The organism is Streptomyces sp. NPDC020597 (assembly GCF_044335095.1).
Classification (GTDB): domain Bacteria; phylum Actinomycetota; class Actinomycetes; order Streptomycetales; family Streptomycetaceae; genus Streptomyces.
In genome coordinates this window covers 302,019-324,088 of record NZ_JBIRUL010000004.1, presented here as the reverse complement: position 1 = coordinate 324,088, position 22,070 = coordinate 302,019, and the positions used below count along the sequence as shown (strand labels likewise).

At 71.9% G+C, this 22,070-nt stretch carries 19 protein-coding genes and 1 tRNA gene; 8 read left to right on the top strand and 12 right to left on the bottom strand.

The genetic code is table 11. The features are described from left to right. The first annotated feature begins 14 nt into the window (after positions 1–14). The 5 genes from ACH4ZA_RS10045 (at position 15) to ACH4ZA_RS10025 (ending at position 7,237) form a co-directional block, all read left to right on the top strand. A complete protein-coding gene (locus ACH4ZA_RS10045; RefSeq protein ID WP_398428774.1) occupies positions 15–2,126 on the top strand; it encodes a copper resistance protein CopC in 2,112 nt (703 codons plus the stop codon). Positions 2,127–2,133: 7 nt separating this feature from the next. After that, complete coding sequence (gene efeB, locus ACH4ZA_RS10040) at positions 2,134–3,477, top strand: iron uptake transporter deferrochelatase/peroxidase subunit (RefSeq protein WP_398428773.1); 1,344 nt, start codon at positions 2,134–2,136, stop codon at positions 3,475–3,477. Positions 3,478–3,672: 195 nt separating this feature from the next. Beyond that, on the top strand, positions 3,673–4,605 hold the full coding sequence (gene pheA, locus ACH4ZA_RS10035; RefSeq protein ID WP_398428772.1) for a prephenate dehydratase: 933 nt from the start codon (positions 3,673–3,675) through the stop codon (positions 4,603–4,605). A gap of 539 nt (positions 4,606–5,144) precedes the next feature. Beyond that, the gene (gene serS, locus ACH4ZA_RS10030; protein WP_319277034.1) at positions 5,145–6,422 is read left to right on the top strand and encodes a serine--tRNA ligase; all 1,278 of its coding nucleotides are present in this window, start codon (positions 5,145–5,147) and stop codon (positions 6,420–6,422) included. Further along, on the top strand, positions 6,419–7,237 hold the full coding sequence (locus tag ACH4ZA_RS10025) for an HAD family hydrolase (protein WP_319277032.1): 819 nt from the start codon (positions 6,419–6,421) through the stop codon (positions 7,235–7,237). Before serS ends, ACH4ZA_RS10025 begins: the two co-directional genes overlap by 4 nt. 160 nt (positions 7,238–7,397) lie before the next feature. Here ACH4ZA_RS10025 and ACH4ZA_RS10020 read toward each other — a convergent pair. From ACH4ZA_RS10020 to ACH4ZA_RS09995, 6 genes are all read right to left on the bottom strand, one after another. Further along, positions 7,398–7,482 (bottom strand) — tRNA-Ser (locus ACH4ZA_RS10020). A 305-nt stretch (positions 7,483–7,787) separates the two neighbouring features. Beyond that, positions 7,788–8,033, bottom strand: coding sequence for a hypothetical protein (locus ACH4ZA_RS10015; RefSeq protein WP_319277030.1), 246 nt, complete (start codon positions 8,031–8,033; stop codon positions 7,788–7,790). 147 nt (positions 8,034–8,180) lie between these two features. Further along, positions 8,181–8,900, bottom strand: coding sequence for an ABC transporter permease (locus ACH4ZA_RS10010; protein WP_319277028.1), 720 nt, complete (start codon positions 8,898–8,900; stop codon positions 8,181–8,183). A gap of 12 nt (positions 8,901–8,912) precedes the next feature. Continuing rightward, positions 8,913–9,824 (bottom strand): ABC transporter ATP-binding protein, encoded by a 912-nt coding sequence (locus tag ACH4ZA_RS10005; protein ID WP_319188343.1) that lies wholly within the window; start codon positions 9,822–9,824, stop codon positions 8,913–8,915. Beyond that, a complete protein-coding gene (locus ACH4ZA_RS10000; RefSeq protein WP_398428770.1) occupies positions 9,821–10,729 on the bottom strand; it encodes an ABC transporter permease in 909 nt (302 codons plus the stop codon). Before ACH4ZA_RS10000 ends, ACH4ZA_RS10005 begins: the two co-directional genes overlap by 4 nt. Then, complete coding sequence (locus tag ACH4ZA_RS09995) at positions 10,719–11,696, bottom strand: ABC transporter ATP-binding protein (protein WP_398428892.1); 978 nt, start codon at positions 11,694–11,696, stop codon at positions 10,719–10,721. The genes ACH4ZA_RS10000 and ACH4ZA_RS09995 overlap by 11 nt, the downstream gene beginning before the upstream one ends. Positions 11,697–11,931: 235 nt before the next feature. Here ACH4ZA_RS09995 and ACH4ZA_RS09990 point away from each other — a divergent pair, with 235 nt between their 5' ends. The 3 genes from ACH4ZA_RS09990 to ACH4ZA_RS09980 all read left to right on the top strand — a co-directional run bounded on the left by ACH4ZA_RS09990 (position 11,932) and on the right by ACH4ZA_RS09980 (position 15,140). Further along, on the top strand, positions 11,932–13,815 hold the full coding sequence (locus ACH4ZA_RS09990; RefSeq protein ID WP_398428768.1) for an SDR family oxidoreductase: 1,884 nt from the start codon (positions 11,932–11,934) through the stop codon (positions 13,813–13,815). 218 nt (positions 13,816–14,033) lie between these two features. Further along, positions 14,034–14,612: an RNA 2'-phosphotransferase gene (locus tag ACH4ZA_RS09985; protein ID WP_398428767.1), complete on the top strand. Its 579-nt coding sequence runs from the start codon at positions 14,034–14,036 to the stop codon at positions 14,610–14,612. An 84-nt stretch (positions 14,613–14,696) separates the two neighbouring features. Beyond that, a complete protein-coding gene (locus tag ACH4ZA_RS09980; protein ID WP_319277018.1) occupies positions 14,697–15,140 on the top strand; it encodes a hypothetical protein in 444 nt (147 codons plus the stop codon). A 44-nt stretch (positions 15,141–15,184) separates the two neighbouring features. On the opposite strand, the gene ACH4ZA_RS09975 is transcribed toward ACH4ZA_RS09980, so the two are convergent. The 6 genes from ACH4ZA_RS09975 to lanKC all read right to left on the bottom strand — a co-directional run bounded on the left by ACH4ZA_RS09975 (position 15,185) and on the right by lanKC (position 22,060). Continuing rightward, a complete protein-coding gene (locus ACH4ZA_RS09975; RefSeq protein WP_319277016.1) occupies positions 15,185–15,427 on the bottom strand; it encodes a hypothetical protein in 243 nt (80 codons plus the stop codon). Between the two features lie 138 nt (positions 15,428–15,565). After that, positions 15,566–15,745 carry a hypothetical protein gene (locus ACH4ZA_RS09970; protein WP_319277014.1) on the bottom strand — a complete coding sequence of 60 codons (180 nt, stop codon included), beginning with the start codon at positions 15,743–15,745 and terminating at the stop codon, positions 15,566–15,568. A gap of 145 nt (positions 15,746–15,890) precedes the next feature. Further along, the gene (locus ACH4ZA_RS09965) at positions 15,891–17,153 is read right to left on the bottom strand and encodes an ABC transporter permease (RefSeq protein ID WP_319277011.1); all 1,263 of its coding nucleotides are present in this window, start codon (positions 17,151–17,153) and stop codon (positions 15,891–15,893) included. Then, positions 17,150–18,034, bottom strand: coding sequence for an ATP-binding cassette domain-containing protein (locus ACH4ZA_RS09960; protein ID WP_319277008.1), 885 nt, complete (start codon positions 18,032–18,034; stop codon positions 17,150–17,152). The genes ACH4ZA_RS09965 and ACH4ZA_RS09960 overlap by 4 nt, the downstream gene beginning before the upstream one ends. A 73-nt stretch (positions 18,035–18,107) precedes the next feature. Then, on the bottom strand, positions 18,108–19,553 hold the full coding sequence (locus ACH4ZA_RS09955) for a YcaO-like family protein (RefSeq protein WP_398428765.1): 1,446 nt from the start codon (positions 19,551–19,553) through the stop codon (positions 18,108–18,110). Next, on the bottom strand, positions 19,550–22,060 hold the full coding sequence (gene lanKC, locus ACH4ZA_RS09950) for a class III lanthionine synthetase LanKC (protein ID WP_398428764.1): 2,511 nt from the start codon (positions 22,058–22,060) through the stop codon (positions 19,550–19,552). Before lanKC ends, ACH4ZA_RS09955 begins: the two co-directional genes overlap by 4 nt. Positions 22,061–22,070: the final 10 nt, after the last annotated feature.

Here is a 22,070-nt window from a genome sequence, read left to right as displayed (position 1 = left end):
GAGGGACCACCTTGATGCAGACCACCATCGCCGCGCGCGTCCGGATGCTCGTGCTGCTGATCCTGGCGGTCGCCGGCGCGCTCCTCGCCGGCGCCGGGCCCGCCTCCGCGCACGCCGCGCTGACCGGCAGCGACCCCGCGCAGGGGGTGGTGGTCGACAAGGCTCCCACGCAGGTGACGCTGACCTTCTCCGAGACCGTCTCGTTGAACGACGACTCGCTGCGCGTCCTCGACCCCAAGGGGGCCCGCGTCGACGACGGCAAGCCCTCCGAGGTCAGCGGCACCAGCTACGCCGTCCAGCTGCACGCGGGACTGCCCGACGGCACGTACACCGTGACGTACCAGGTGGTGTCGGCCGACAGCCATCCCGTCGCCGGCGCCTACACCTTCTCGATCGGCTCCCCCTCCGAGACCAGCGTCTCGGTGTCCGGCCAGGACGCCGGCGGCGGGGTCGTCGGGTGGCTGTACGGCTTCGGCCGGTACGTGTCGTACGCCGGGTTCATCGTGATGGTCGGCGGGGGCGCCTTCGTGCTGGCCTGCTGGCAGCGCGGCACCGGAGTGCGGTCCCTGCAGCGGCTCGTCGTCTCCGGCTGGCTCGCGATGACCGCGGCCACTCTGTTCCTGCTGCTCCTGCGCGGCTCCTACAGCCGCTCCGGCACGCTCGGCGACGTCTTCGATCTCAACCTCCTGGGCGAGGCCCTGCAGACCAAGACCGGCGCGGCCCTGGTCTCCCGGCTGCTGCTGCTCGCCGCGGCCGCCCTGTTCATCGCCGTGCTGTTCGGCGCCTACGACAAGCGCGACGACGACGAGAAGCGGGACCTGACCTTCGGGCTCGCCATCGGAGGGGCCGTCGTGGCTGCGGGGCTCGCGGCGAGCTGGGCCATGGCCGAGCACGCCTCGACCGGGCTGCAGCCGGGCATCGCGATGCCGGTCGACGTGCTGCACCTGCTGGCGGTCGCGACCTGGCTCGGCGGGCTCGCCGCGCTGCTCGTCGCGCTGTACCGCGCGCCCGTCGAACGGCCCGTCGACGCCACCGCCGTCCGGCGTTTCTCGCAGGTCGCCTTCGGCAGCGTCGTCGTGGTTGTCGCCACCGGCGTCTACCAGTCCTGGCGTCAGCTCGGCTCCTGGTCCGCGTTCACCGACACCCGCTACGGGCAGCTGCTGCTCGTCAAGATCGGGCTGGTGGCGCTGCTCGTCGGCATCGCCTGGATCTCCCGCCGGTGGACGGCACGGCTGGCGGTTCCGACGGCCGCCGGGACGGCGGTCCAGGCGGCCGCCTCCACGGCGGCGGCGGGGAAGTCCGCCGCCGAGAAGTCGGCCGACGGGAAGTCGGCATCCGAGAAGCCGGCATCCGGGAGGCAGCGTGTTGCGGCGACGGCTGCCGGGGGAAGCGTCGGCACGGCAGAAGCGGCGGCCCCCGACGACTCCGGGAGCGCCGAGGGCCCCAAGCCCGCCAAGGGCTCTCAGGACACGCAGGGCACGCAGGACGGGAACAAGGACGGCTCCGGGGGCGCCCGGACCGCCGCCGCCGCGTCCGACGGCGGCGAGCGGGCCGCACAGCTCGCCCGGCAGCAGGCGGCCGTGGACGCCGCACGGCGGAAGCGGCTGCGGAACGCGGACGGCGAGCGCTTCGGCCTGCGCCGCTCGGTGCTCGCCGAGACCGGGGTCGCCGTCGTCCTGCTCGCCGTCACCACCGTCCTGACGTCGACCGAGCCTGGACGTACGGAGCAGGACGCCGCCCGGGCCAGCCGGTCCTCCTCGGCCGCGGCGGCGGACTCCGCCTCGGGCGCCCTGACCCTGGACATGCCCTTCGACACCGGCGGCGCCGACGGCAAGGGCGTGGTGAGCGTGGACCTCGATCCCGCACGCGCCGGCGCCAACGAGATGCACGTGTACGTGACGCGGCCCAACGGCCGCGCCTTCGACGTGCCCGAGGTGAAGGTCGCCTTCACTCTCGAGGCCAAGAGCATCGGGCCGCTGCCCGTCGCCCCCGACCACCTCACCACCGGCCACTGGTCGGCGAACGGCGTGCAGATTCCCATGGCCGGCGAATGGAAGATCGCCGTAACCGTGCGGACCTCCGACATCGACCAGGTGACCGTCTCCAAGAACGCGCAGATCGGCTGACCCCCACATGCCCGACCAGTCCCTCCCCGAGGCCCCCACTCCCGTGACCCGCTCCACCGGGGCCCGCGCCCCGAAGACCGCTGCCCCGGCCGGCGGGAGCTCCCCGCAGCCCGCCTCGGCGGACTCCCCCGCCAAGGACCTGACACGACGCCGACTGCTCGGCGCGGCCGGCGCCTCCGGCCTCGTCCTCGGCACGGCAGGCGCGGCCGCGGGATACGCGGCGGCACCCGCCCAGGCGACGCCGTTGTCGTCGGTCGGAGCGGGACAGGCGATGTTCCACGTGAAACACCAGCCCGGCATCACCCAGGGCCTCCAGGCCCGCGGTCATCTCGTCGCCTTCGACCTCGCGGCCGGCGCAGGGCGCAAGGAGGCCGCCGCACTGCTGCGCCGCTGGTCGGAGACGGCCCGGCGGCTGATGGCGGGTGAGGCGGCCGCACACGACGACACGGATGTGGCCCGGGACGCGGGACCGTCCTCCCTGACGGTCACCTTCGGTTTCGGCAGCAGCTTCTTCACCCGCACCGGACTGGAGAAGCAGCGCCCGGTCGCTCTGGACCCGCTTCCCGCCTTCTCCTCCGACCACCTCGACGCGACCCGCAGCAACGGCGACCTCTGGGTGCAGATCGGCGCGGACGACGCCCTGGTCGCCTTCCACGCCCTCCGGGCGATCCAGAAGGACGCGGGCAGCGCGGCGAAGGTCCGCTGGCAGATGAACGGCTTCAACCGGACGCCGGGCGCGACCGCCCACCCGATGACCGCCCGCAACCTGATGGGCCAGATGGACGGGACGCGCAACCCCAAGCCGGAAGAGTCCGACTTCGACCAGCGCATCTTCGTGCCCGCGCACAGCGGGAAGGACCCGGCATGGATGGCGAACGGCTCCTACGCCGTCGTCCGCCGGATCCGGATGCTCCTCGACGACTGGGAGAAGCTGTCGCTCAAGGCGCAGGAGCAGGTCATCGGGCGCCGCAAGGCAGACGGGGCGGCGCTGTCGGGAGGCACCGAGACGACCGAGATGGACCTGGAGAAGACCGACGCCAACGGCGATCTGGTCGTCCCGCTCAACGCGCACGCCCGTATCACCCGCCCCGACCAGAACGGCGGCGCGGCGATGCTGCGACGTCCCTTCTCCTACCACGACGGCATCGACCCGGACGGTACTCCGGACGCGGGCCTGCTGTTCGTCTGCTGGCAGGCGGACCCGCTGCGCGGCTTCGTCACCGTGCAGCGCAAGCTGGACCGCGGGGACGCCCTGTCGCAGTACATCCGCCACGAGTCGAGCGGACTGTTCGCGGTGCCGGGCGGCGCGGCCAAGGGCGAGTACGTGGGGCAGCGACTGCTGGAGGCGTGAGACGGGCGGCCCGACCCCGGCAGGACGAAGCCGGACCGCGACGGAGGCGGCGGCAGCGGCAGCGGCAGCGGCAGCGGCAGCGGGAGGCGGGAGGTGGGAGGCGGGAGGTTACGCCTTCGCCTGCGGATTCATTCCTGCGAGGGGGAGTCCTGAGACGCCTGCGCCCCGTCACGCAAGGGCCATTAGGGTGAGGTCATGCCAGCGAGCTATGCGTATCTCGGCCCCGAGGGCACCTTCACGGAGGTCGCCCTGCGCACGCTTCCGGAGGCGGCCACCCGGCAGCTGATCCCTTATGTGTCGGTGCAGTCCGCGCTCGACGCGGTGCGCACCGGCGAGGCCGAGGCCGCGTTCGTGCCCATCGAGAACTCCGTCGAGGGCGGGATCACCACCACGCTGGACGCGCTGGTCGCGGGCACGCCGCTGATGATCTACCGCGAGGTGCTCCTGTCGATCACCTTCGCGCTGCTCGCCAGGCCCGGCACGGAACTGTCGGACATCAAGACGGTCTCCGCCCACCCGGCGGCGCAGCCGCAGGTGCGGAACTGGCTGAAGGCGAACCTGCCGGACGTCGTGTGGGAGTCGGCCGCCTCGAACGCGGACGCCGCCCGGCTGGTCCAGGAGGGCCGCTACGACGCCGCATTCGCCGGCGAGTTCGCGGCGGCCCGGTACGGGCTCACCGCCCTGGAGACGGGGATCCACGACGCCGAGAACGCGCAGACCCGGTTCGTGCTGGTGGGCCGGCCCGCCCGGCCCGCCGCGCCGACCGGTGCGGACAAGACGTCCGTGGTGCTGTGGCAGCGGGACGACCATCCCGGCGGTCTGCGCGACCTGCTGGGCGAGTTCGCCACCCGGGGCGTCAACCTCATGTTGCTGCAGTCCCGGCCGACGGGCGCCGGCATCGGCAACTACTGCTTCTGCATCGACGCCGAAGGACACATCACCGACCGCCGGATGGCCGAGGCCCTCATGGGGCTCAAGCGGATCTGCCGCGAGGTGCGCTTCCTGGGCTCGTACCCGCGTGCGGAGGTGAGCGCGGCGGACATCCCGTCGCCGCTGCCGGGGACCTCGGACGGGGAGTTCATGGCGGCCTCGGACTGGGTGGCGCGTTGCCAGGACGGCCGCTTCTAGCCAGTCCTACCTGCATATCTTCGTTATCCACAGAAGTTATCCACAGGCTCGCTTCTCGACCTGGGGACAAGTCGACAACGAAGTGCCGTGCAGTCGACAAATCGGCCTGTGTCGCCTCAGGGCGACTCGCAACCCGCACGTCACCCTTCGTCCACCTGTTTCCTTCGATCAATCCCTTGGGGCGACGCAATTCCACCCGAAAGTGGCCGCGAACGGCCTTCGGACCAGGAATTCGACCCGGGGTGGACAAGCTTGGGAATGATCAATTCCGATGTCCACAGAGCTTTCGCACACCCTGTGGATAACTCGCACGAGGCGCGGATCCCTGTGGACAACCCGGCCCCCAAATCCCGTGCGCCGCAAGGAAATCGAGTCAATGAGACGCCCGTCACATAGTCCGTCCCAGGGAGTGAGACGCTCTTTATTGACACGCTGGGCAATTCCCTCATAACGCAACGTAAGTCGCGATTCGGAAGGGCGAAGCGACGGTTCGGAATGGGAGTCGTGAGCGCCGACCCCGCACGGGTAGCCTTGACCGCGTGATTGACCTTCGCCTGCTCCGTGAGGACCCCGACCGTGCGCGCGCCTCCCAGCGCGCCCGTGGAGAGGACGTCGCGCTCGTCGACGCTCTCCTGTCCGCCGACGAACGGCGCAGGTCGTCCGGCGTCCGCTTCGACGAGCTGCGCGCCGAGCAGAAGCAGCTCGGCAAGCTCATCCCCAAGGCCTCCGCGGACGAGAAGGCCGAGCTGCTGAAGAAGGCGAGCCAGCTCGCCGCCGACGTCAAGGCCGCCGACGCCGAGCGCGACGCCGCCGACACCGAGACCCAGGAACTCCTCCAGCGACTCGGCAACCTCGTGCACCCCGACGTGCCCGTGGGCGGCGAGGAGGACTTCGTCACCCTCGAGACGCACGGCACGATCCGTGACTTCGGCGCCGAGGGCTTCGAGCCCAAGGACCACCTCGAGCTCGGCCAGATCCTCGGCGCCATCGACGTCGAACGCGGCGCCAAGGTCTCGGGCTCCCGCTTCTACTTCCTCACCGGCGTCGGCGCCCTGCTGGAGCTGGCCCTGGTGAACGCGGCGATCGCGCAGGCCACGGCGGCCGGCTTCACGCCGATGCTCACCCCCGCGCTGGTGCGCCCGCAGTCGATGGCCGGCACCGGCTTCCTCGGCCAGGCCGCCCAGGACGTCTACCACCTCGACAAGGACGACCTCTACCTGGTCGGCACCTCCGAGGTCCCCCTCGCCGCGTATCACATGGACGAGATCATCGACGCGGACAGGCTGCCGCTGCGCTACGCGGGCTTCTCGCCCTGCTTCCGCCGCGAGGCCGGTTCGCACGGCAAGGACACCAAGGGCATCTTCCGGGTCCACCAGTTCGACAAGGTCGAGATGTTCTCGTACGTCACGCCCGAGGACTCGGCTGCCGAGCACCAGCGCCTGCTGGCGTGGGAGAAGCAGTGGCTGTCCGCGCTGGAGCTGCCGTTCCGCGTCATCGACGTCGCCTCCGGCGACCTCGGATCCTCGGCCGCCCGCAAGTTCGACTGCGAGGCCTGGATCCCGACCCAGGGCAAGTACCGCGAGCTGACCTCGACGTCGGACTGCACCGAGTTCCAGTCCCGCCGTCTGTCGATCCGCGTCCGCGAGGGCAAGCAGGTCCGCCCGCTGGCCACGCTGAACGGCACGCTGTGCGCCGTCCCCCGCACGATCGTCGCCATCCTCGAGAACCACCAGCAGGCCGACGGCTCCGTGTACGTGCCCGAGGTGCTGCGCCCGTACCTCGGCGGCCGGGAGGTCCTGGAGCCGGTCGCCAAGTGAGCGCCGAGCCTGCTCCCGGACGTTTCCCGCACCGTCTGATCGCGACCGACCTCGACGGGACGCTCCTGCGCTCCGACGACACGGTCTCGCAACGCACCCGGGACGCCCTCGCCGCGGCCACCGCGGCGGGGGCCGTGCACATCGTCGTGACCGGCCGCGCGGTCCCGTGGACCCGGCACATCCTCGACGACCTCGGCTACGACGGCCTCGCGGTCTGCGGACAGGGCGCCCAGGTGTACCACGCGGGCGAGCACCGTCTGCTGACGTCGGTGACGCTGGACCGGCAGTTGGCCGGCGTGGCGCTCGCGAAGATCGAGGCGGAGGTCGGTCCGCTGCACCTGGCGGCCAGCCGGGGCGGTCTGGACGGCGAAGTGCTGGTGGGACCCGGCTACGCGCTCAGCGGCGCCCTGCAGTCGACCCCGCTGACGGACGCGTCCGATCTGTGGTCGGCGCCGCTGAACAAGATCTTCATCCAGCATCCGGAGCTCTCGGACGACGCGCTGGCCGAAGCGGCCCGCAAGGCCGCGGGAGGCTTCGTCACGGTCGCCGTGGCCGGTGCGGGCATCGTGGAGCTGCTCCCCCTGGGCCTCTCCAAGGCCACGGGCCTCTCGCTGGCGGCCCGCCGCCTGGGGCTCAAGGCGGCCGACACGATCGCCTTCGGCGACATGCCCAACGACATCCCGATGTTCGCCTGGTCCGCGCACGGCGTGGCCATGGCCAACGCCCACGCGGAACTGAAGTCGGTGGCGGACGAGATCACCGCATCCAACGACGCCGACGGCATCGCCACCACCCTGGAAGCCCTCCTCCCCTGACCCCCAGGAGCACCCGGGGAGGGGCGCGGCCAAGGGGCGCGGGGAACTGCGCGGCCCGCCCCCACCGGCCCGCACGCAGACCCGATGCCCACCGACTGTCTGGGCGCGCATCGGGGAAGCCCGCGCCGAACCTCGCCCGGTCCCAGTGACGAACGTCTCGCGGAGGATGCACGGATCGAACGTGCGCGGGGTCGCCCCCGACCACGGCTCAGCAAGCCGGTGCCTTGCCTCTCGGCCAATCCTCCGGGTGGGCGGCCCACGCGAGAGCGACATCGCGTGCTCGAAGCGGCCGCCCCGGGCAGTCCCTGTGCGGTGCGGTTCTCCGGAGGGGTAACTACTCCGGAACCCGCCGCCGGCTGCCCTGAAGGGAGTCCGACGTACTGCCGTGCATGGGCATCGTCGAACTCCTCTCCCGGTCCGGTGACGCCGGATCATCTCCGGCTGTCCGCGCCGCCGTTGTGCGCCTGGCGCGTACAACCACTCTGCCCGTGCGGCGAGTCGGACGCCACCGAATAAAACAGCAGTGCGAAAAACGGCTCTGGCCGGGCACTTATCGGCGGCGCCACCTGCGCCGGCGGGCCTTGCTGAAGAACCAGCCCGCGGGCGGCTCGTCCGATCGCCAGGGCTGGGGCTCCGGCTCCTCGGCGCGCCACCGTGCGGCGAGCATCCGGGCCCTGGCGGACGGCTCGGACGTCCCGGCGGCCCGTACGAAGGCCTCGTCCAGGACGAGGTCGTCCCAGACCTCGTCCTCCCCGGGCCGTCCGCGGCCGTCGTCCGCCGCTATGTCGTCCGCCATCGCGTCCTCCCAGACGTGCCGAGCCGTGTCGAGCGGCGTCCAGCCGTGCCGAGCGGCGCCGAAGGGCGACCGCCCGGCCCAGTGTGCGCGGACGCCGGTGAAAGCACCGTCAGGAACGCTTCGGGCGGCCGGCCCGGCGGGGGCCGCTCACTCCTCCCCCGCGAGCGTCAGCGTCCGCAGCTTCTGGCCGGCGTACCAGGTGGCCAGCACGGTCACCGCGACCAGCAGCACCGTGGCCGTGGTCAGTCCGACGTCCGAGGTGACCAGGTCCCCTCCGGCCACCTTGTGGGCGACGGCCAGCGACCACTGCTGGACGCTGAGCGTGCGGGCGCCCGGCACCAGGGAGCCGAACAGGGCCTCCCAGACGAGGGCGTAGACCAGACCGAAGACCACCGCGTGCCGGGACACCGTGCCCAGCAGCAGGAACAGGGCGGCGTAGGCGATGGACGAGACCAGCGCGGCCACCGTGTAGGCCACGGCGATCTGCTGGCCGTTGCCGTTGAGGATGAAGCCGGCGATCAGCGTCGGCAGGGCCGAGAAGACCATGGTGACCGCGATCGCCACGATCAGCTTGGTGAAGATGATCGTGGGCCGCTTCAGCGGCTTGGACAGCAGATAGACCACGGAGCCGTCGTCGATCTCCGGGCCGATCGCGCCCGTGCCCGCGATGACGCCGATGATCGGGACCATCGTGGCGAGCGCGAGCCCGCCGAGCAGGTCCGACGCCGTCTGGTCGTCGGCTCCGGCCAGGGCGCGCACGACCACGGAGATCGCGACGAGCAACAGGGGCAGGGCGCCCAGGATGAGGGCCCGGCGCTTGCCGAGCAGAGCCCGGTACGTGAGCCGGGCGACTGTGGGGTCGTACATCTCCAAGGCCTCCTACGCCGCGACCAGGTACGAGAAGACGGACTCGAGGGACTCGTCGGACGGCGAGACCGTGAGCAGCCGGATGCCGTGGTCCCTGGCGACCTTCGGCAGCAGCGTGGTGAAGCGGCCGAAGTCGACGGCCTGGACGCGCAGCGCGCCCTCCGCCAGGTCGACCTCGATGCCGGAGGTCGACGGGTCGGCGATCAGCGCGGCCGCGAGGGCGCGGTCGTCGCTGGAGCGCACCAGGTAGCGGTGCGGCCGGTCGGTCATCAGGCGGCGGATCTTGCGGAAGTCGCCGCTGGCGGCGTGCCGGCCCGCGACGACCACCTCGATGTGCCAGGCGAGCTGCTCGACCTCTTCGAGGATGTGCGACGAGAACAGCACGGTGCGGCCTTCGTCGCCCATGCGCCGCAGCAGGTCCATCAGCTGCATGCGCTGGCGCGGGTCCATGCCGTTGAAGGGTTCGTCGAGGAGCAGCAGCGACGGGTCGTGGACGAGGGCGCTCGCCATCTTCACGCGCTGGCGCATGCCCTTGGAGTACGTGTCGATCTTTCGGTCCTGCGCGTACTCCATCTCGACCGTGGCCAGCGCCTTCTGGGCGGCCTTGGCCCCGAGGCCGTGCAGTTCGGCGTTGGCGACCACGAACTCGCGGCCGGTGAGGAAGTCGTACATCGCCTCGCGCTCGGGGACGACGCCGATGTGCCGGTAGATGTCCTCGTTGCGCCAGACGGGCTGTCCGTCGAGGGTGACCGTGCCGGTGGAGGGCGCCAGGAACCCGCCCATCATGTTGATGAGGGTGGACTTGCCGGCGCCGTTGGGTCCGAGCAGGCCGGTGACGCCGGGGCCGATGGTCATGGTGACGTCGTTGACGGCGACGACGTTGCCGAACCAGCGGGAGACGTGGTCGATGCTGAGCGTGGTCACAGGCCCACCTTCCGGTAGCGGCGGATCAGGAGGCCGTAGCTCGCGGCGATCAGGCCGAGGAGGACGAGGACGTAGACCACGCCCTCTCCGTGCGTGGGACCGACTCCGCCGGGGAAGGCGGACGCGGCGCCGAGGAAGGCCGACTGCACGCCGTCGATCAGCGTGACCGGCGAGAAGAGGCCGATCCAGGCGATGGCGCCGGTGCTGTTCTGGGCCTCGGCGATGGCCTGGAGAGTGGAGACGGCGCCGTAGGAGATGGTCAGGACGGCGATGACGGCGGCGATGCCGAAGCCGCGCCGCGGCGTGGCCGAGGCGATGACCAGGCCGATGCCGGCGAACAGCAGGGAGAGCAGTGCCACGGAGACGAGTCCCTGACCGAATCCCTCGGTCTGGTCGGCGAAGTCGAGCTTGGCCAGCAGGGCGCCGACGTAGAGCACGAGCAGCGGGGCGGCGGTGAGGAAGAACAGCGCCGAGGCCAGTGCGGCGAACTTGGCGCGCACGTAGTCCGCGGTCTCGATGGGCCGCGAGAAGTACAGCGGCACCGTCTTGAAGCGCAGGTCGCGGGAGACGGACTGGGGCGCCTGCGAGGCGACGTACAGGCTGATGACGGCCTGCATGATGATCGCGTAGCGCGTGTAGTCGACCGGCAGTTCCTTGGCCTTGGTGGCGACGGCCACGGCGACCATGATGGCCGCGGGCACGCAGATCACCACGAACAGCAGCATCGGCAGGACCTTGGACTTCACCGAGCGGCCGAGGCCGTACGCGCCGCGCAGTGACTGCGAGTACAGGGAGCGGCGGGCGTAGGCGCGTCCGAGGCGGGGGCCGTCGTAGCTGCGGTAGCCGATGTTGTGGATACGGGTCTGGTCGCCCGAGGGGGCGGCGACCGGGTGCTCAACCGCCATGGCCGACGGCCTCCTTCCGCTGCTGGTCGCTGCTCGCGTCGCTGTCCTTGAAGACCTCGGAGATGTGGTGCCTGCGCTGCTCCATGCGCACCAGCCCGAGCCCGAGGTCGGCGACCGTGTCGCGGACGACGTCGTAGGTCTCCTCGCCCTGCGCGGTCAGCAGCAGGACGTGGCCGGCGCCCGGCAGGCCGCTGCCCGCCTCGGCGACCTCCACCCCGCGCGCGAGGAGCGCCTCACGGATCGCGCGGGTGCCGTCCGGGTGCTCGTCGGTGTCGGTGACCTCGATGGCGAGGGTCGTGGTGGTCTGGGTGAAGTCGGTGGTGGAGCTGGAGCGCAGGAGCTTGCCGCCGTCGACGACGACGACGTGGTCGCAGGTGCGCTCGAGTTCGCCCAGCAGGTGGGAGGTGACCAGGACCGAAATGCCGAAGTCGGTGTGGATGCGCCGGATCAGGCCCAGCATCTCGTCGCGGCCGACCGGGTCGAGGCCGTTGGTCGGCTCGTCGAGGAAGACCAGCTGCGGGTCGTGGACGAGGGCCTGGGCGAGCTTCACGCGCTGCTTCATGCCGGTCGAGTAGCCGCCGATGGGGCGGTAGCGCTCCTCGTACAGGCCGACGTGGCGCAGGGTGTCCGCGGTGCGCTCGCGCGCGGCGGTGGGCGGCAGGCCGGACATCCGCGCCATGTGCACGACGAACTCGGTGGCCGAGACGTCGGGCGGCAGGCAGTCGTGCTCCGGCATGTAGCCGACCCGCTCGCGAATGTCGGCGCCCCGGGTGGCGACGTCGAGGCCGAGCACCTCGGCGCGGCCCTCCGTGGCGGGCGACAGACCCAGCAGGATCTTGATCAGTGTGGACTTGCCGGCTCCGTTGGCTCCGACGAGCCCGGTCACACCGGGCCCGACGTCCACGGAGAGCCGGTCAAGAGCGGTCACCCGGGGGAACCGCTTGCTCAGGCTTTCGGTCGCGATCACAGTCACGTCCATAAAATTAGTGACGCACGCCACGAATTTCGTCAGACCTCAGAGCCGTCTTCACCTCAGACCTCAGATGTACGGGTCCGTAGGGGATCCCATGCCTGAGAGCTACGGGGCGGGCTCGCCGCGGTTCGAACCCGCCCTGTTGACGGCCTCTCTAACAAGTGCCAGATTCACCCTGGTCGGGTCGGGGACGCGCACAGCGGTCGGCGTAGGCCGGGGCGGAGGAGAAGTGACGTTGCTGGAGGGCGGGCGCGAGCGCCGGGTGCGAACCGGCGGGATCGAGCTGTGCGTCGTCGAACTCGGCGACCCGCGGCGGCCGACGGTGGTATTGGTGCACGGCTATCCGGACAGCAAGGAAGTGTGGTCGAAGGTCGCGTCCCGGCTGGCCGACCGCTTCCACGTGGTGCTGTACGACGTCCGGGGCCACGGCCGGTCCGGGACGCCGAAGCCGCTGCGGGGCGGGTTCACCCTGGAGAAGCTGACGGACGACTTCCTCGCGGTCGCGGACGCGGTCAGCCCGGACGGCCCGGTGCACCTGGTGGGGCACGACTGGGGTTCGGTACAGGCCTGGGAGTTCGTGACCGTCCGGCGCACCGAGGGCCGCGTCAGGTCCTTCACCTCCCTGTCCGGGCCGTCCCTCGACCACTTCGGCCACTGGATCGCCGCGCGCGTGAACCGGCCGACCCCGCGCCGGGTCGGCCAACTCCTCGGTCAGGGAGCCAAGTCCTGGTACGTGTACCTGCTGCACACCCCCGCCCTGCCCGAACTCGCCTGGCGGGGGCCGCTCGGCAAGCGCTGGCCGGGCATCCTGCGCCGGATGGAGAAGGTTCCCGCCGACGCCTATCCGACGCCGTCGCTGCCGTCGGACGCGGCCAACGGCGCCTGGCTGTACCGGGACAACGTCCGGACCCGGCTGCGCCGTCCACGCGCCGACGCGCACGCGCACGTGCCCGTGCAGCTGATCACGCCCCTCGGCGACCGGTTCCTGTCGGAGCGGCTGTACGACGAACTGGAGGACTGGGTGCCGCGGTTGACGCGACGCACCCTGCCGGCCGGGCACTGGATCCCGCGCACCCGTCCCGACCGACTCGCGTCCTGGATCGACGACTTCGTCACGTCGGTCGAGGCCGGCGTGAACGGCAGCGGCGCGGGAGACGCCTCCGGGACGGCGCACGACGCGGGCCGCACGGCCGGCGGCGACGCAACGGCGCTCGAGACGGCCGGCAGGAGCGGGAAGAACGCCGGGAACGGCGGCCGACCGGGGCGCAGGCGTGCCGCCGATTCCTACCGCGAGCGTTTCGCCGGGCAGTTGGTGCTCGTCACCGGTGCGGGCAGCGGCATCGGACGGGCCACGGCGCTCGCGTTCGCCGAGGCGGGCGCGCGCGTCATCGCCGTGGACCGGGATGCGGACAGCGCGGCCCGCACCGCCGAGCTGTCCCGCCGGGTCGGCGCACCGGACGCCTGGGCGGAGGCAGTTGACGTCTGCGACGAGCGGGCGATGGAAAAACTCGCCGCGAAGGTGCACACCGACCACGGAGTGCTGGACGTGCTGGTGAACAACGCCGGCATCGGCCTGTCGGGCTCCTTCTTCGACACGACGTCCGACGACTGGCGTCGGGTGCTGGACGTCAACCTGTGGGGCGTCATTCACGGTTGCCGCCTTCTCGGCCGGCCGATGGCCGAGCGCGGGCAGGGCGGTCACATCGTCAACATCGCTTCGGCGGCCGCGTTCCTGCCCTCCAGGGCGCTGCCCGCCTACAGCACCTCCAAGGCGGCGGTGCTGATGCTGAGCGAGTGCCTGCGCGCCGAACTGGCGGGCAGGGACGTCGGGGTGACGGCGATCTGCCCCGGCCTGGTGAACACCGCCATCACGTCCACGGCGACGTTCGTGGGAGTCGACGCCGAGGAGGAGCGGCGTCGGCAGAAGCGTGCCGCGCGCCTGTACGGAATGCGCAACTATCCGCCGGAGAAGGTCGCGAGGGCGATCCTGCGCGCGGTCGTACGCGACGAGGCGATGGTCGCGGTCACTCCGGAGGCCAGGACCGCGCACGTGCTGTCCCGTTTCCTCCCGCGGGCGTTGAGGAGGCTGGCACGGGTGGGTCCGCCCCTGTGAGAGGCCGCAGTCACCGAACGCGTTTTGCACGCACGGTCGTTGCCTGCGTGCTCGCAAGTGACGGCGCATCACGGATGAGTTGGGGAAGTCCCTTGCAGGGCAGCCCAGTTGTCCACAGAATCGTCACATTGCTTGTGGATAACCGCAGTTGCTTGTGGACCAAACCTCGGCGTCAAAACAGAATGCGTGATACGCGTCTCTCCCGGCATGCTGAGCGGATGAACGAAAAGGACGGACCCGACCACGGCAGGGACGAAAGACGCACCGTGAAGGTGTCGAAGTACCTCTCCAAGCACCTGCGTCACCAGCCCGAGCGCATCGGTCTCACTCTCGACGAGGCCGGCTGGGTCGAGATCGACGAGCTCATCGCGGCGTGCGCCGCCCACGGGTTCCGCGTCACGCGGGACGAGCTGGACCACGTCGTCGCGGCCAATGACAAGAAGCGGTTCGCGATCGACGGCACCCGGATCCGCGCCAGCCAGGGCCACAGCGTCGAGGTCGACCTCGGGCTGGACCCGGCCGTCCCGCCACCGTACCTCTACCACGGGACCGTTGCGCGCTCACTGGACGCCATCCGGGCCGAGGGGCTGCGGCCGATGAACCGGCACGACGTGCACCTCTCGGCGGACCGCGGGACCGCGACGAGGGTCGGCGCCCGCCGAGGCCGCCCCGTGGTGCTCTCCGTCGACGCGGGCGCCATGCACCGGGACGGTCTTGTCTTCCATCTCAGCGCCAACGGCGTGTGGCTGACGAAGTCCGTGCCCCCGCAGTACCTGCGGTTCCCCGAACACCACTGAGTGATTCCCCGGGGTTCCCCGAGCTGAGCACCGCTGAGCGCCTTCCGGCCGCCGCGCCGAACGATTCTTGGCATGATCACAGGTATGGACCACTTGCCCACCACCGAGGCAGCCGTCACCGTCCTTCGTGCCCTCGCCGCCGAGTACGCGCGGGAGATCGAGGTCACCCATGACATCGGCGCCGACCAGACCTCGCGCCGCTCCGCCGCCGGCGTGGGCGTCACCGCCGATCCCGACGGCTCGCTGCCGCACGAGGCCTACGTGGAGGTGGGTGGTCGGCCCAGTGTGAGCGTGCGGCTCTATCCCGACGGCGACGCCCTGATCACCGTCGACGGCGTCGAGTGCCCCGACGTGGACCGCGACGACGTCCCCGCCTTCCTCCGCGCCCTCTACGACGGCCACGCCTGGGTGAAGACCCGGCGCTTTCCCCCGGCCCACTTCCTGATGGTGCCGTTGCCCCGGGACCGGGTGCACAAGGAGTTCATCCTGGTCGGGCTGAGCCCGTGGCTCGGCGGACGCGCACGCTGAAGGTTTCACGTGAAACCAGGCGTACACAGGGGCGTGAGCGTGCGTCAGCCGTCGGTCAGCCGCCAGCCCTGAAGGCCCGGCCGGGACAGGATGTCGGCGGCCATCCGAGTGGCCTCGGACGTGGTGGTTCCGGGCGGGGCCGTGATCCGGAGACGGGCGAGGTCGTCCTGGAACTCGCCGACCTCGGCGTGCCAGCCCTCCGGGAGGAGGGCCACAAAACGGATCACGGCGGTCTCTGGTGGCGCCCCGGACGGACCGGTGATCGACACCTGATGGGAGAAGCTCATGAACGGGCTCCGCATGACGAAGTGAGGGGAGGGGGTGGGCAGGCCGCCGCCCCCGGCCCCTGGGGTCCGTGCGCCGACCGTGGTCCGGGGTCGGCCACCTGCGTACGGCCGGCCCCGGACGAGGAGTCGAGTCATCGGTCAGTCGGACGAGCCGCGCTTGGCGAGCCGGCCGACCAGCACGAGGATCCCGACGGCGAGTGCCGCGCCGACGCCGTAGCGGGCGCCGTCGGAGGTGTCGCTGCTCATCAGCACCACCTCCACACAGGCGAGCACGGCCAGGAGCGCGGCGAGGGCGTTGCGGGAAGAGGAGGCGATCATCGGAGTTCCTTCCGGTTGAGGGGGGTGTTCTCGCAGTACAGACAGGTCTGATGCGGGTGATGCGGGTGATGCGTGGCGCCGGTGGTGCGTGGCGCCGGTGGTGTGTGGCGCCGGTGGTGCTGCGGTGGCGTGGAGGGCCGGGCGGTCAGTCCGTCAGCTTCATGGCCTGGCGGAACGAGAGCTTGCGGTCGGTCTGGAGGAGCGCCCGGCGGTACACCCGGCTGCTCACCCCGACGATGAGCACCGCGGCGGCGATCGACAGGCCGAGCGCGGCGGCCGGCTCCCACCAGGCGGTCTCTCCCGCCAGGACGCGGGCCGGCATGGTGACGGTCGAGGTCAGCGGGATGAAGGAGAGGATCTCGCGCACATTGCCGGTCACGGTGACACCGACGATGAACACCAGCGCGGTGATCGCGTTCACCGGGGTCGTGGTGGACTGGATGTCCTCGCTGCGGGTGGCGAGCGCGCCCGCGGCGGCGAACAGGCAGGCCAGGACGGCGATGCCGACGACGTAGAAGACGAGGAACCAGCCCAGTCCCGAGCTGATGTCCGCCAGGAAGTCCTGCTCGCCGGTGGCCACCAGGCCGCCGATGCCGACCAGGCAGAACAGAGCCATCTGGGCGAGCGCCAGCAGCGTGGAACCGACGATCTTGCCGACGAGCAGCGACCGCAGCGGCACCGAGGAGGCGATGAGCTCGACGATGCGGTTCTGCTTCTCCTCCACGACGCTCGTCGCCAGCGCCGCACCGAGCAGGACCGCGGCCAGGTAGAAGAGGAAGCCGAAGAAGTACGTCGTCATCCGGACCGCGCCCTCGGGCGTCTTGTCGGCGGACAGCAGGACGTGCTTGACCTCCGCGCCCTTGCTGAGGGCCGTCAGGCTGGTGCCGGCGGCCTGCGCGTTCTCGGCGAGGGCGTTCGACTGCACGGCAGCGCCGATCCACGTGGCGGCGATGTCGTTCTGGCCGGTGTCGCCCAGCAGGACCCAGCGGCCGCCCTCGAGGAGGAGCCCGGCCTCGGCGTCGCCGGACCGCACGGCCTCGCGGACCTGGTCGGCGGACGACTCCTGCCGGACCGTGATCTCGACGTCCTGGTCCGCCGTGACGGCCAGCTGCTCGGCCTGGCCGGCGATCCGGCCCGCCTGCTGGTCGGCCACCGCGACGGTGATCTTCCCCATCGAGTCCGCGAGGTAGAGCTGCAGTCCGATCGCCCCCACGATCAGGGCGAGGGTGACCAGCGTCGACAGCAGGAAGCCTCGGTTGGTGAGCTTCACCGAGATCTCGCGGGCGGCGACGATCCGCCAGGCGGCCGCGGTGGCCGTGCGGGGCGGGGTACCGGAAGCCGCGGGCGTGCCCTGCGGATCGGGCGACGTCTCGGACCGGTGCGCGGGGTTCGAGGTCACGGTGCTCATGCGGAGGTCATCTCCCGGTAGACGTCGGCGATGCTGGGAACGACAGGGGTGAAGGCGTGGACGGGTCCGCGGCGCAGTGCCTCCGTCAGGAGCACGCCGGGATCGGCGTCGGCGGCGAGCTCGACGTGCGCTCCGTCGGGCAGCTCCTCGACGTCGGTCACGCCGCGGACGTCACGGGCCCAGCCGGCCGGCGTGCCGGTGACCAGGTGGTACCGGGGCTTGTCGCGGTGCCGGAGCTCGTCCGCGGTGCCCTTGCCGACGACGTGACCGGTGGCCATGATCACCAGGTCGTCGCAGAGCCGCTCGACCAGGTCGAGCTGGTGGGAGGAGAACAACACCGGGATGCCCGCGGCGGCGTACTCGCGCAGCAGCTCGGCCATCGTGTCCACGGCGTGCGGGTCCAGCCCGGAGAAGGGCTCGTCGAGGACGAGCAGCTTGGGGGAGCCCAGCAGGGCGGCCGCGATCTGCACACGCTGCTGGTTACCCAGGGACAGGGACTCCAGCCGTGCCTGGCTCTTCTCCGCCAGACCGAGACGCTCGAGCAGTTCGAGCATGTGGCGGCGGGCGTCGGCGGCGTTCTGGCCCCGGAGGCGGGCCAGGTAGACGAGCTGGCTGAGCACCGTCTGCTTCGGGTAGAGGCCGCGCTCCTCCGGCATGTAGCCGAAGTCCCTGCGGTCGGCGGCCGTGACGGGCGCGCCGTCCCAGCGGATCTCGCCGCCGTTCGCGGCCAGAACGCCCATGATCATGCGCATGGTGGTGGTCTTGCCCGCACCGTTTCCGCCGACGAATCCGGTCAACCGGCCTCGGGACACCCGGAAGGAGACCCGGTCGACGGCACGGTGATCGCCGAAGTCTCGGACGAGTTCTTCCAGTTCCAGCATCTGTGTCTTCTCTCAGCTCGGTTGATCGGTTGCTCTGGTGGGGGGAATCGAGCGGCGGCGGACCGCCGTCACGTCAGGGCAGCGGGTGCGGGGCCGCTTCGCGCGGATCGTCCAGGCCGGCGGCGCAGCCGGTGCGCTCCGGCGCCGACGCCAGCCGGGGCAGGTGCCAGCTCCACAGGTGCGTCTCGTCCATCCGCAGGCTCTGGTAGCCGGGCGCCAGCACCTTGACGACGTGCCAGCCCATGGCGGCGACGGCCGACGGAAGGCGCGGCGTGAGGTCCACGGCGAGGAGACCCGCGCCGTCGGCCGTCATGGCCCGCCTGATCTCCTCGGCCTCCAGGTCCCGCGCGGGCGAGGGAGCGGGCAGCGGGTCCGGCTGCCGGAAGCCCGCGACCCAGTCGCGCACGCTCTCGTACGCGGGGCGGGTCAGCATGTGGCAGAGCCGGTCGTGCTCCGTCACGATCGGGGCGAGGCGCCCGGCCCCGCCCTGGCCGCGCAGCGCCCGCAGCGCGGCCCGTACCTGCCACGCCTCCTGGAACGCCTTGACGGCCGCCTCCGCCGGCCGGGTCGACGCCTTCATGCCGACGGCGGCCACGGCGCCCGGCCCCTCCGGGTCGATCAGGAAGCCGGTCATGCACCACAGCCCGGGGACGGCGGTGGGAATCCGGGCGAGCACGGGGGTCAGCCCCTCCGCGCGCGCCCGCCGCCACATCGCCGAGAGCCCGGTGTCGGCGGGCGAGGGGACGTACGTCGGCAGACACAGCCGGCGGCCCCAGGCGACGGTGAGGGCGTCCCGTTCCGTCACCTCGACCATCGCGGCGGCGAGAGCGGTCTCGTGGCTCGCGCCGGCCGCCGCCCCGGACGGGCTCGGATCGAACAGGTCGGCCCGGCGGGCGGGCCAGTCCACGAGGTCCGCGGGGACCAGGACGGGGACACCGGTGTCCAGGTCGCGGGCCTCGTACCAGGACAGGGCGGCCGTCGCGGCGTCCGGGTGCGACAGGGCGTGGCCCGGGTGGTGCGCGTACAGCGTCGTGGCCGCCAGGCCGGCCGCGGGGCCGAAGCGTGCGGGGTGCGCGGCCGAGGGGTGCAGAGCGCGCCGCTCGACGGCCTCTCCCGCTCCGCGCAGCAGCGCGTCGATCCGGGAGGAGCCGCTGGCCCCGGCGAACCGGGCGGACAGCGGGAGGTCGCCGGCGCCGGCGCCCGGCCCGGCGGGAGCCGCGGTGGCGACGGAGCCCGCCGAGGCGGTGACGCCCGCACGCACAACCCCCGCGCCCCCGGAGCCCGTGGCACCCGTGGCACCCGTGGCACCCGTGGCACCCGTGGCACCCGTGGCACCCGTGGCACCCGTGGCACCCGTGGCACCCGTGGGAGCGTGCGCGCCGACGATGCCCTCGAACCCGTCCACCGGCTGGAGTTCGACCGCGCTGCTCCACAGCGGATCGCCGTCGTGCGGCGGTGTGACCGCGTACCGCAGGGCGATGCCCGAGGCCGGGTCGAGGGTGGCCGGGATGTCGATCACCGTCGCGCCCCGGCGGCCGAGGGGGCGAGGAAGGACAGGGCCGGGGCGCCGTCCCGCAGGGCGGCGAGGGCCAGGAGGACTCCGGCCGAACCGGTGCCCAGGTCGGTGGAGAGGCGGTAGCCGTAGTTGCCGAGGAAGTCGACGCGTCCGGGCTCGGCGGCTATCGCCTCCCAGCCGAGGGCGTCCAGGTGGAAGCGCAGCACGTCCCGCTCGATCTCGCTGCCGCCGTCCTCGAGGGCGAGGAGCTCACCGCTCCGGCCGTGCAGGAGGCCGCACGAGGTGGCGAAGCCGCCGCGCCGCAGGGTCCGCAGCCGGTCCACGGCGGAACGTATCCGCGCGTCGTCGGGGGTGTGCCGCAGTGCCGCGCGCAGCGCGATCAGGATGCCCGCGGAGCCCTCGAGTCCGCCGCTGAGGAAGCGGTCGTCGAAGTCGTCGCCCCCGATGCGCTCAAGTTCGGCGTGGAGTTCGGTCAGGGCCCGCTCCAACAGGTCGGTGCGGCCGGTGTGTTCGTACAGGCGCAGCAGCAGGAGCGCACGGCCGCAGCGACCGTGCAGCAGTCCGACGCGCTGGGGCGCCGGGGTGTCGGGCAGCCGGTCGGCGAGTTCGAGCGCCTGGCGCAGGCGGCGGTCGTCGCCGCGCCGGGCGGCCAGGTGCAGTGCGGTCAGGCCGAGTCCGGAGAGCCCGGTCGCCAGGGTGGACCCCACGTTGGCGTCGCACCCGGCGAAGGCACGGTCCATGACCGCGTCGGCGGCGTCGGGATGACCGAGCTCCTCCAGGGTGTACGCGACGCCGGCGAGGCCGGTGAGGAAACCGGGACCGTCTCCGGCGACCTGCTCGGACCGGTCGAGAAACCACTGGACGTGTTCGGCGGGAGCCTCGGCGCCGGCGCGGTGCAGGGCCCAGAGCACACCCGCGGCCCCGTACGCGAAGGTCACGCCGCCGTCGTCGACCATGAACTGCGAGACGTCGCCCGGGTAGAGGCGGTCGGTCCGCTCGGGGGTGGCCGCCTCGACGATGGAGCCGGCGATGTCCGCGATCAGGCCCCCGGTCTCCTCCCCGGCGGCGGGCCAGCGCACGCCGTACTCCGTCCGCGCGCCCAGGACGTCGTCGCCGAGGCCGCGCTCGATCTGCCGGACGAAGGACTCGGGGAGCGGGAAGTCGCGGGCGGCCACGTCGATCAGCGTGCGGATCTTCTCGGTGCCCCACGGCACGACGTGCGGCATGGGGACGAACATGGTCAGCCGGAGCACGTCGAGCGCGAACAGGTCGACGTCGGGGCCCCGGAGGTGGTCGGGGGCCCGGAAGCCGAGGGAGCCCATGGCCTGCGCGCGCATCTCCTCGGCGGGCGTGGCGGTCTCCATGTCGATGAAGGCGACGGTGTCGTCGGGGCGGACGAGGACGTTGCCCGGGTGCAGGTCGCCGAAGACGACACCGCGCTCGTGCATGGCGGCCACGCCCTCGGCGACCTGGTCCAGGATGCGCAGCGTCCAGGCCGTGTACTCCGCGCGGGCCCGCGGCGTGTTGTCGGTGGTGCCGTAGGGGTGCCGCAGGCGGACGAGCTCCGTCAGCGGAGTGCCGTCGACGTAGTCGCGGGCCAGGAAGAGGTGTTCGTTGCCCTTGCGCACGTCCCTCAGGGTGGGCACGGACGGGAGGCCGGAGAGCCGGGACAGCGCCCAGTGCTCGCGCTCGAGGCGGGTGACGGCGTCGTCGCCGGCCGCGTCGAGACCGGCGAGCGGACGGGCCTCCTTGAGCAGCACCTCGGTTCCGTCGCGCTTGTCGACGGCGCGGTACACGCCGCCTCCGTTGGAGAAGTGCAGGGCCTTGTAGACGCGGAAGGGGAAATCGGTGAGGGTGCCCCGGCGCCGCTCGTCGGCCGCCTCCTGCAGGAAGGAGGGGAGGGTGACCCATGCCGGGGGACGGAAGCCGGGGCGCCGCTCGTCGGGGACGAGTTCGCCGTCCGGTGCGGTGATCGCGGGTGCCAGGGTGCCATCCTTGAGGCGGGTGGTCTTCAGCACGAAGCCACCGTAACGCACGTACAACGGCCCCTGCTTCCAACGGAGATCGCTCAGCACGGACGGTGCGGGCGTCCCTCCGACGAGGTCGTCGAGGCCGTCCAGGGCGGTGCGCAGAGCCGCCTCGTCGACGGGGTAGACGGTGATGAACTTGCCGCTGGCGGTGCGGTCCCCGTACTTGCTGCCGCGCCGGCCGAGCGTCTCCAGGTCGGAGATGTACTTGAACATCAGCCCGTGCTCGACGCAGTACGGGACCACGGCGTCGAGGAGTTCGGCGGCGTTGTCGGGGGAGGCCGCGACGTGGATCTTCCAGCCCTGGTCGGGGATGCGGGAGTCCGGCGGGACGCAGACGGTCCACTCCCGTCCTCGGGTGGCGGTCCAGCCCTCGGGCAGGGTCCGGCCCTCGTGGAAGTCCGCGCCGGTGGATTCGGCGGCGGCGGCGTCGTAGAAGAGCGAGTCCGCGCGGCAGAAGTTGATGAACCGGGTGTCGAGCACGGTGTCTCCA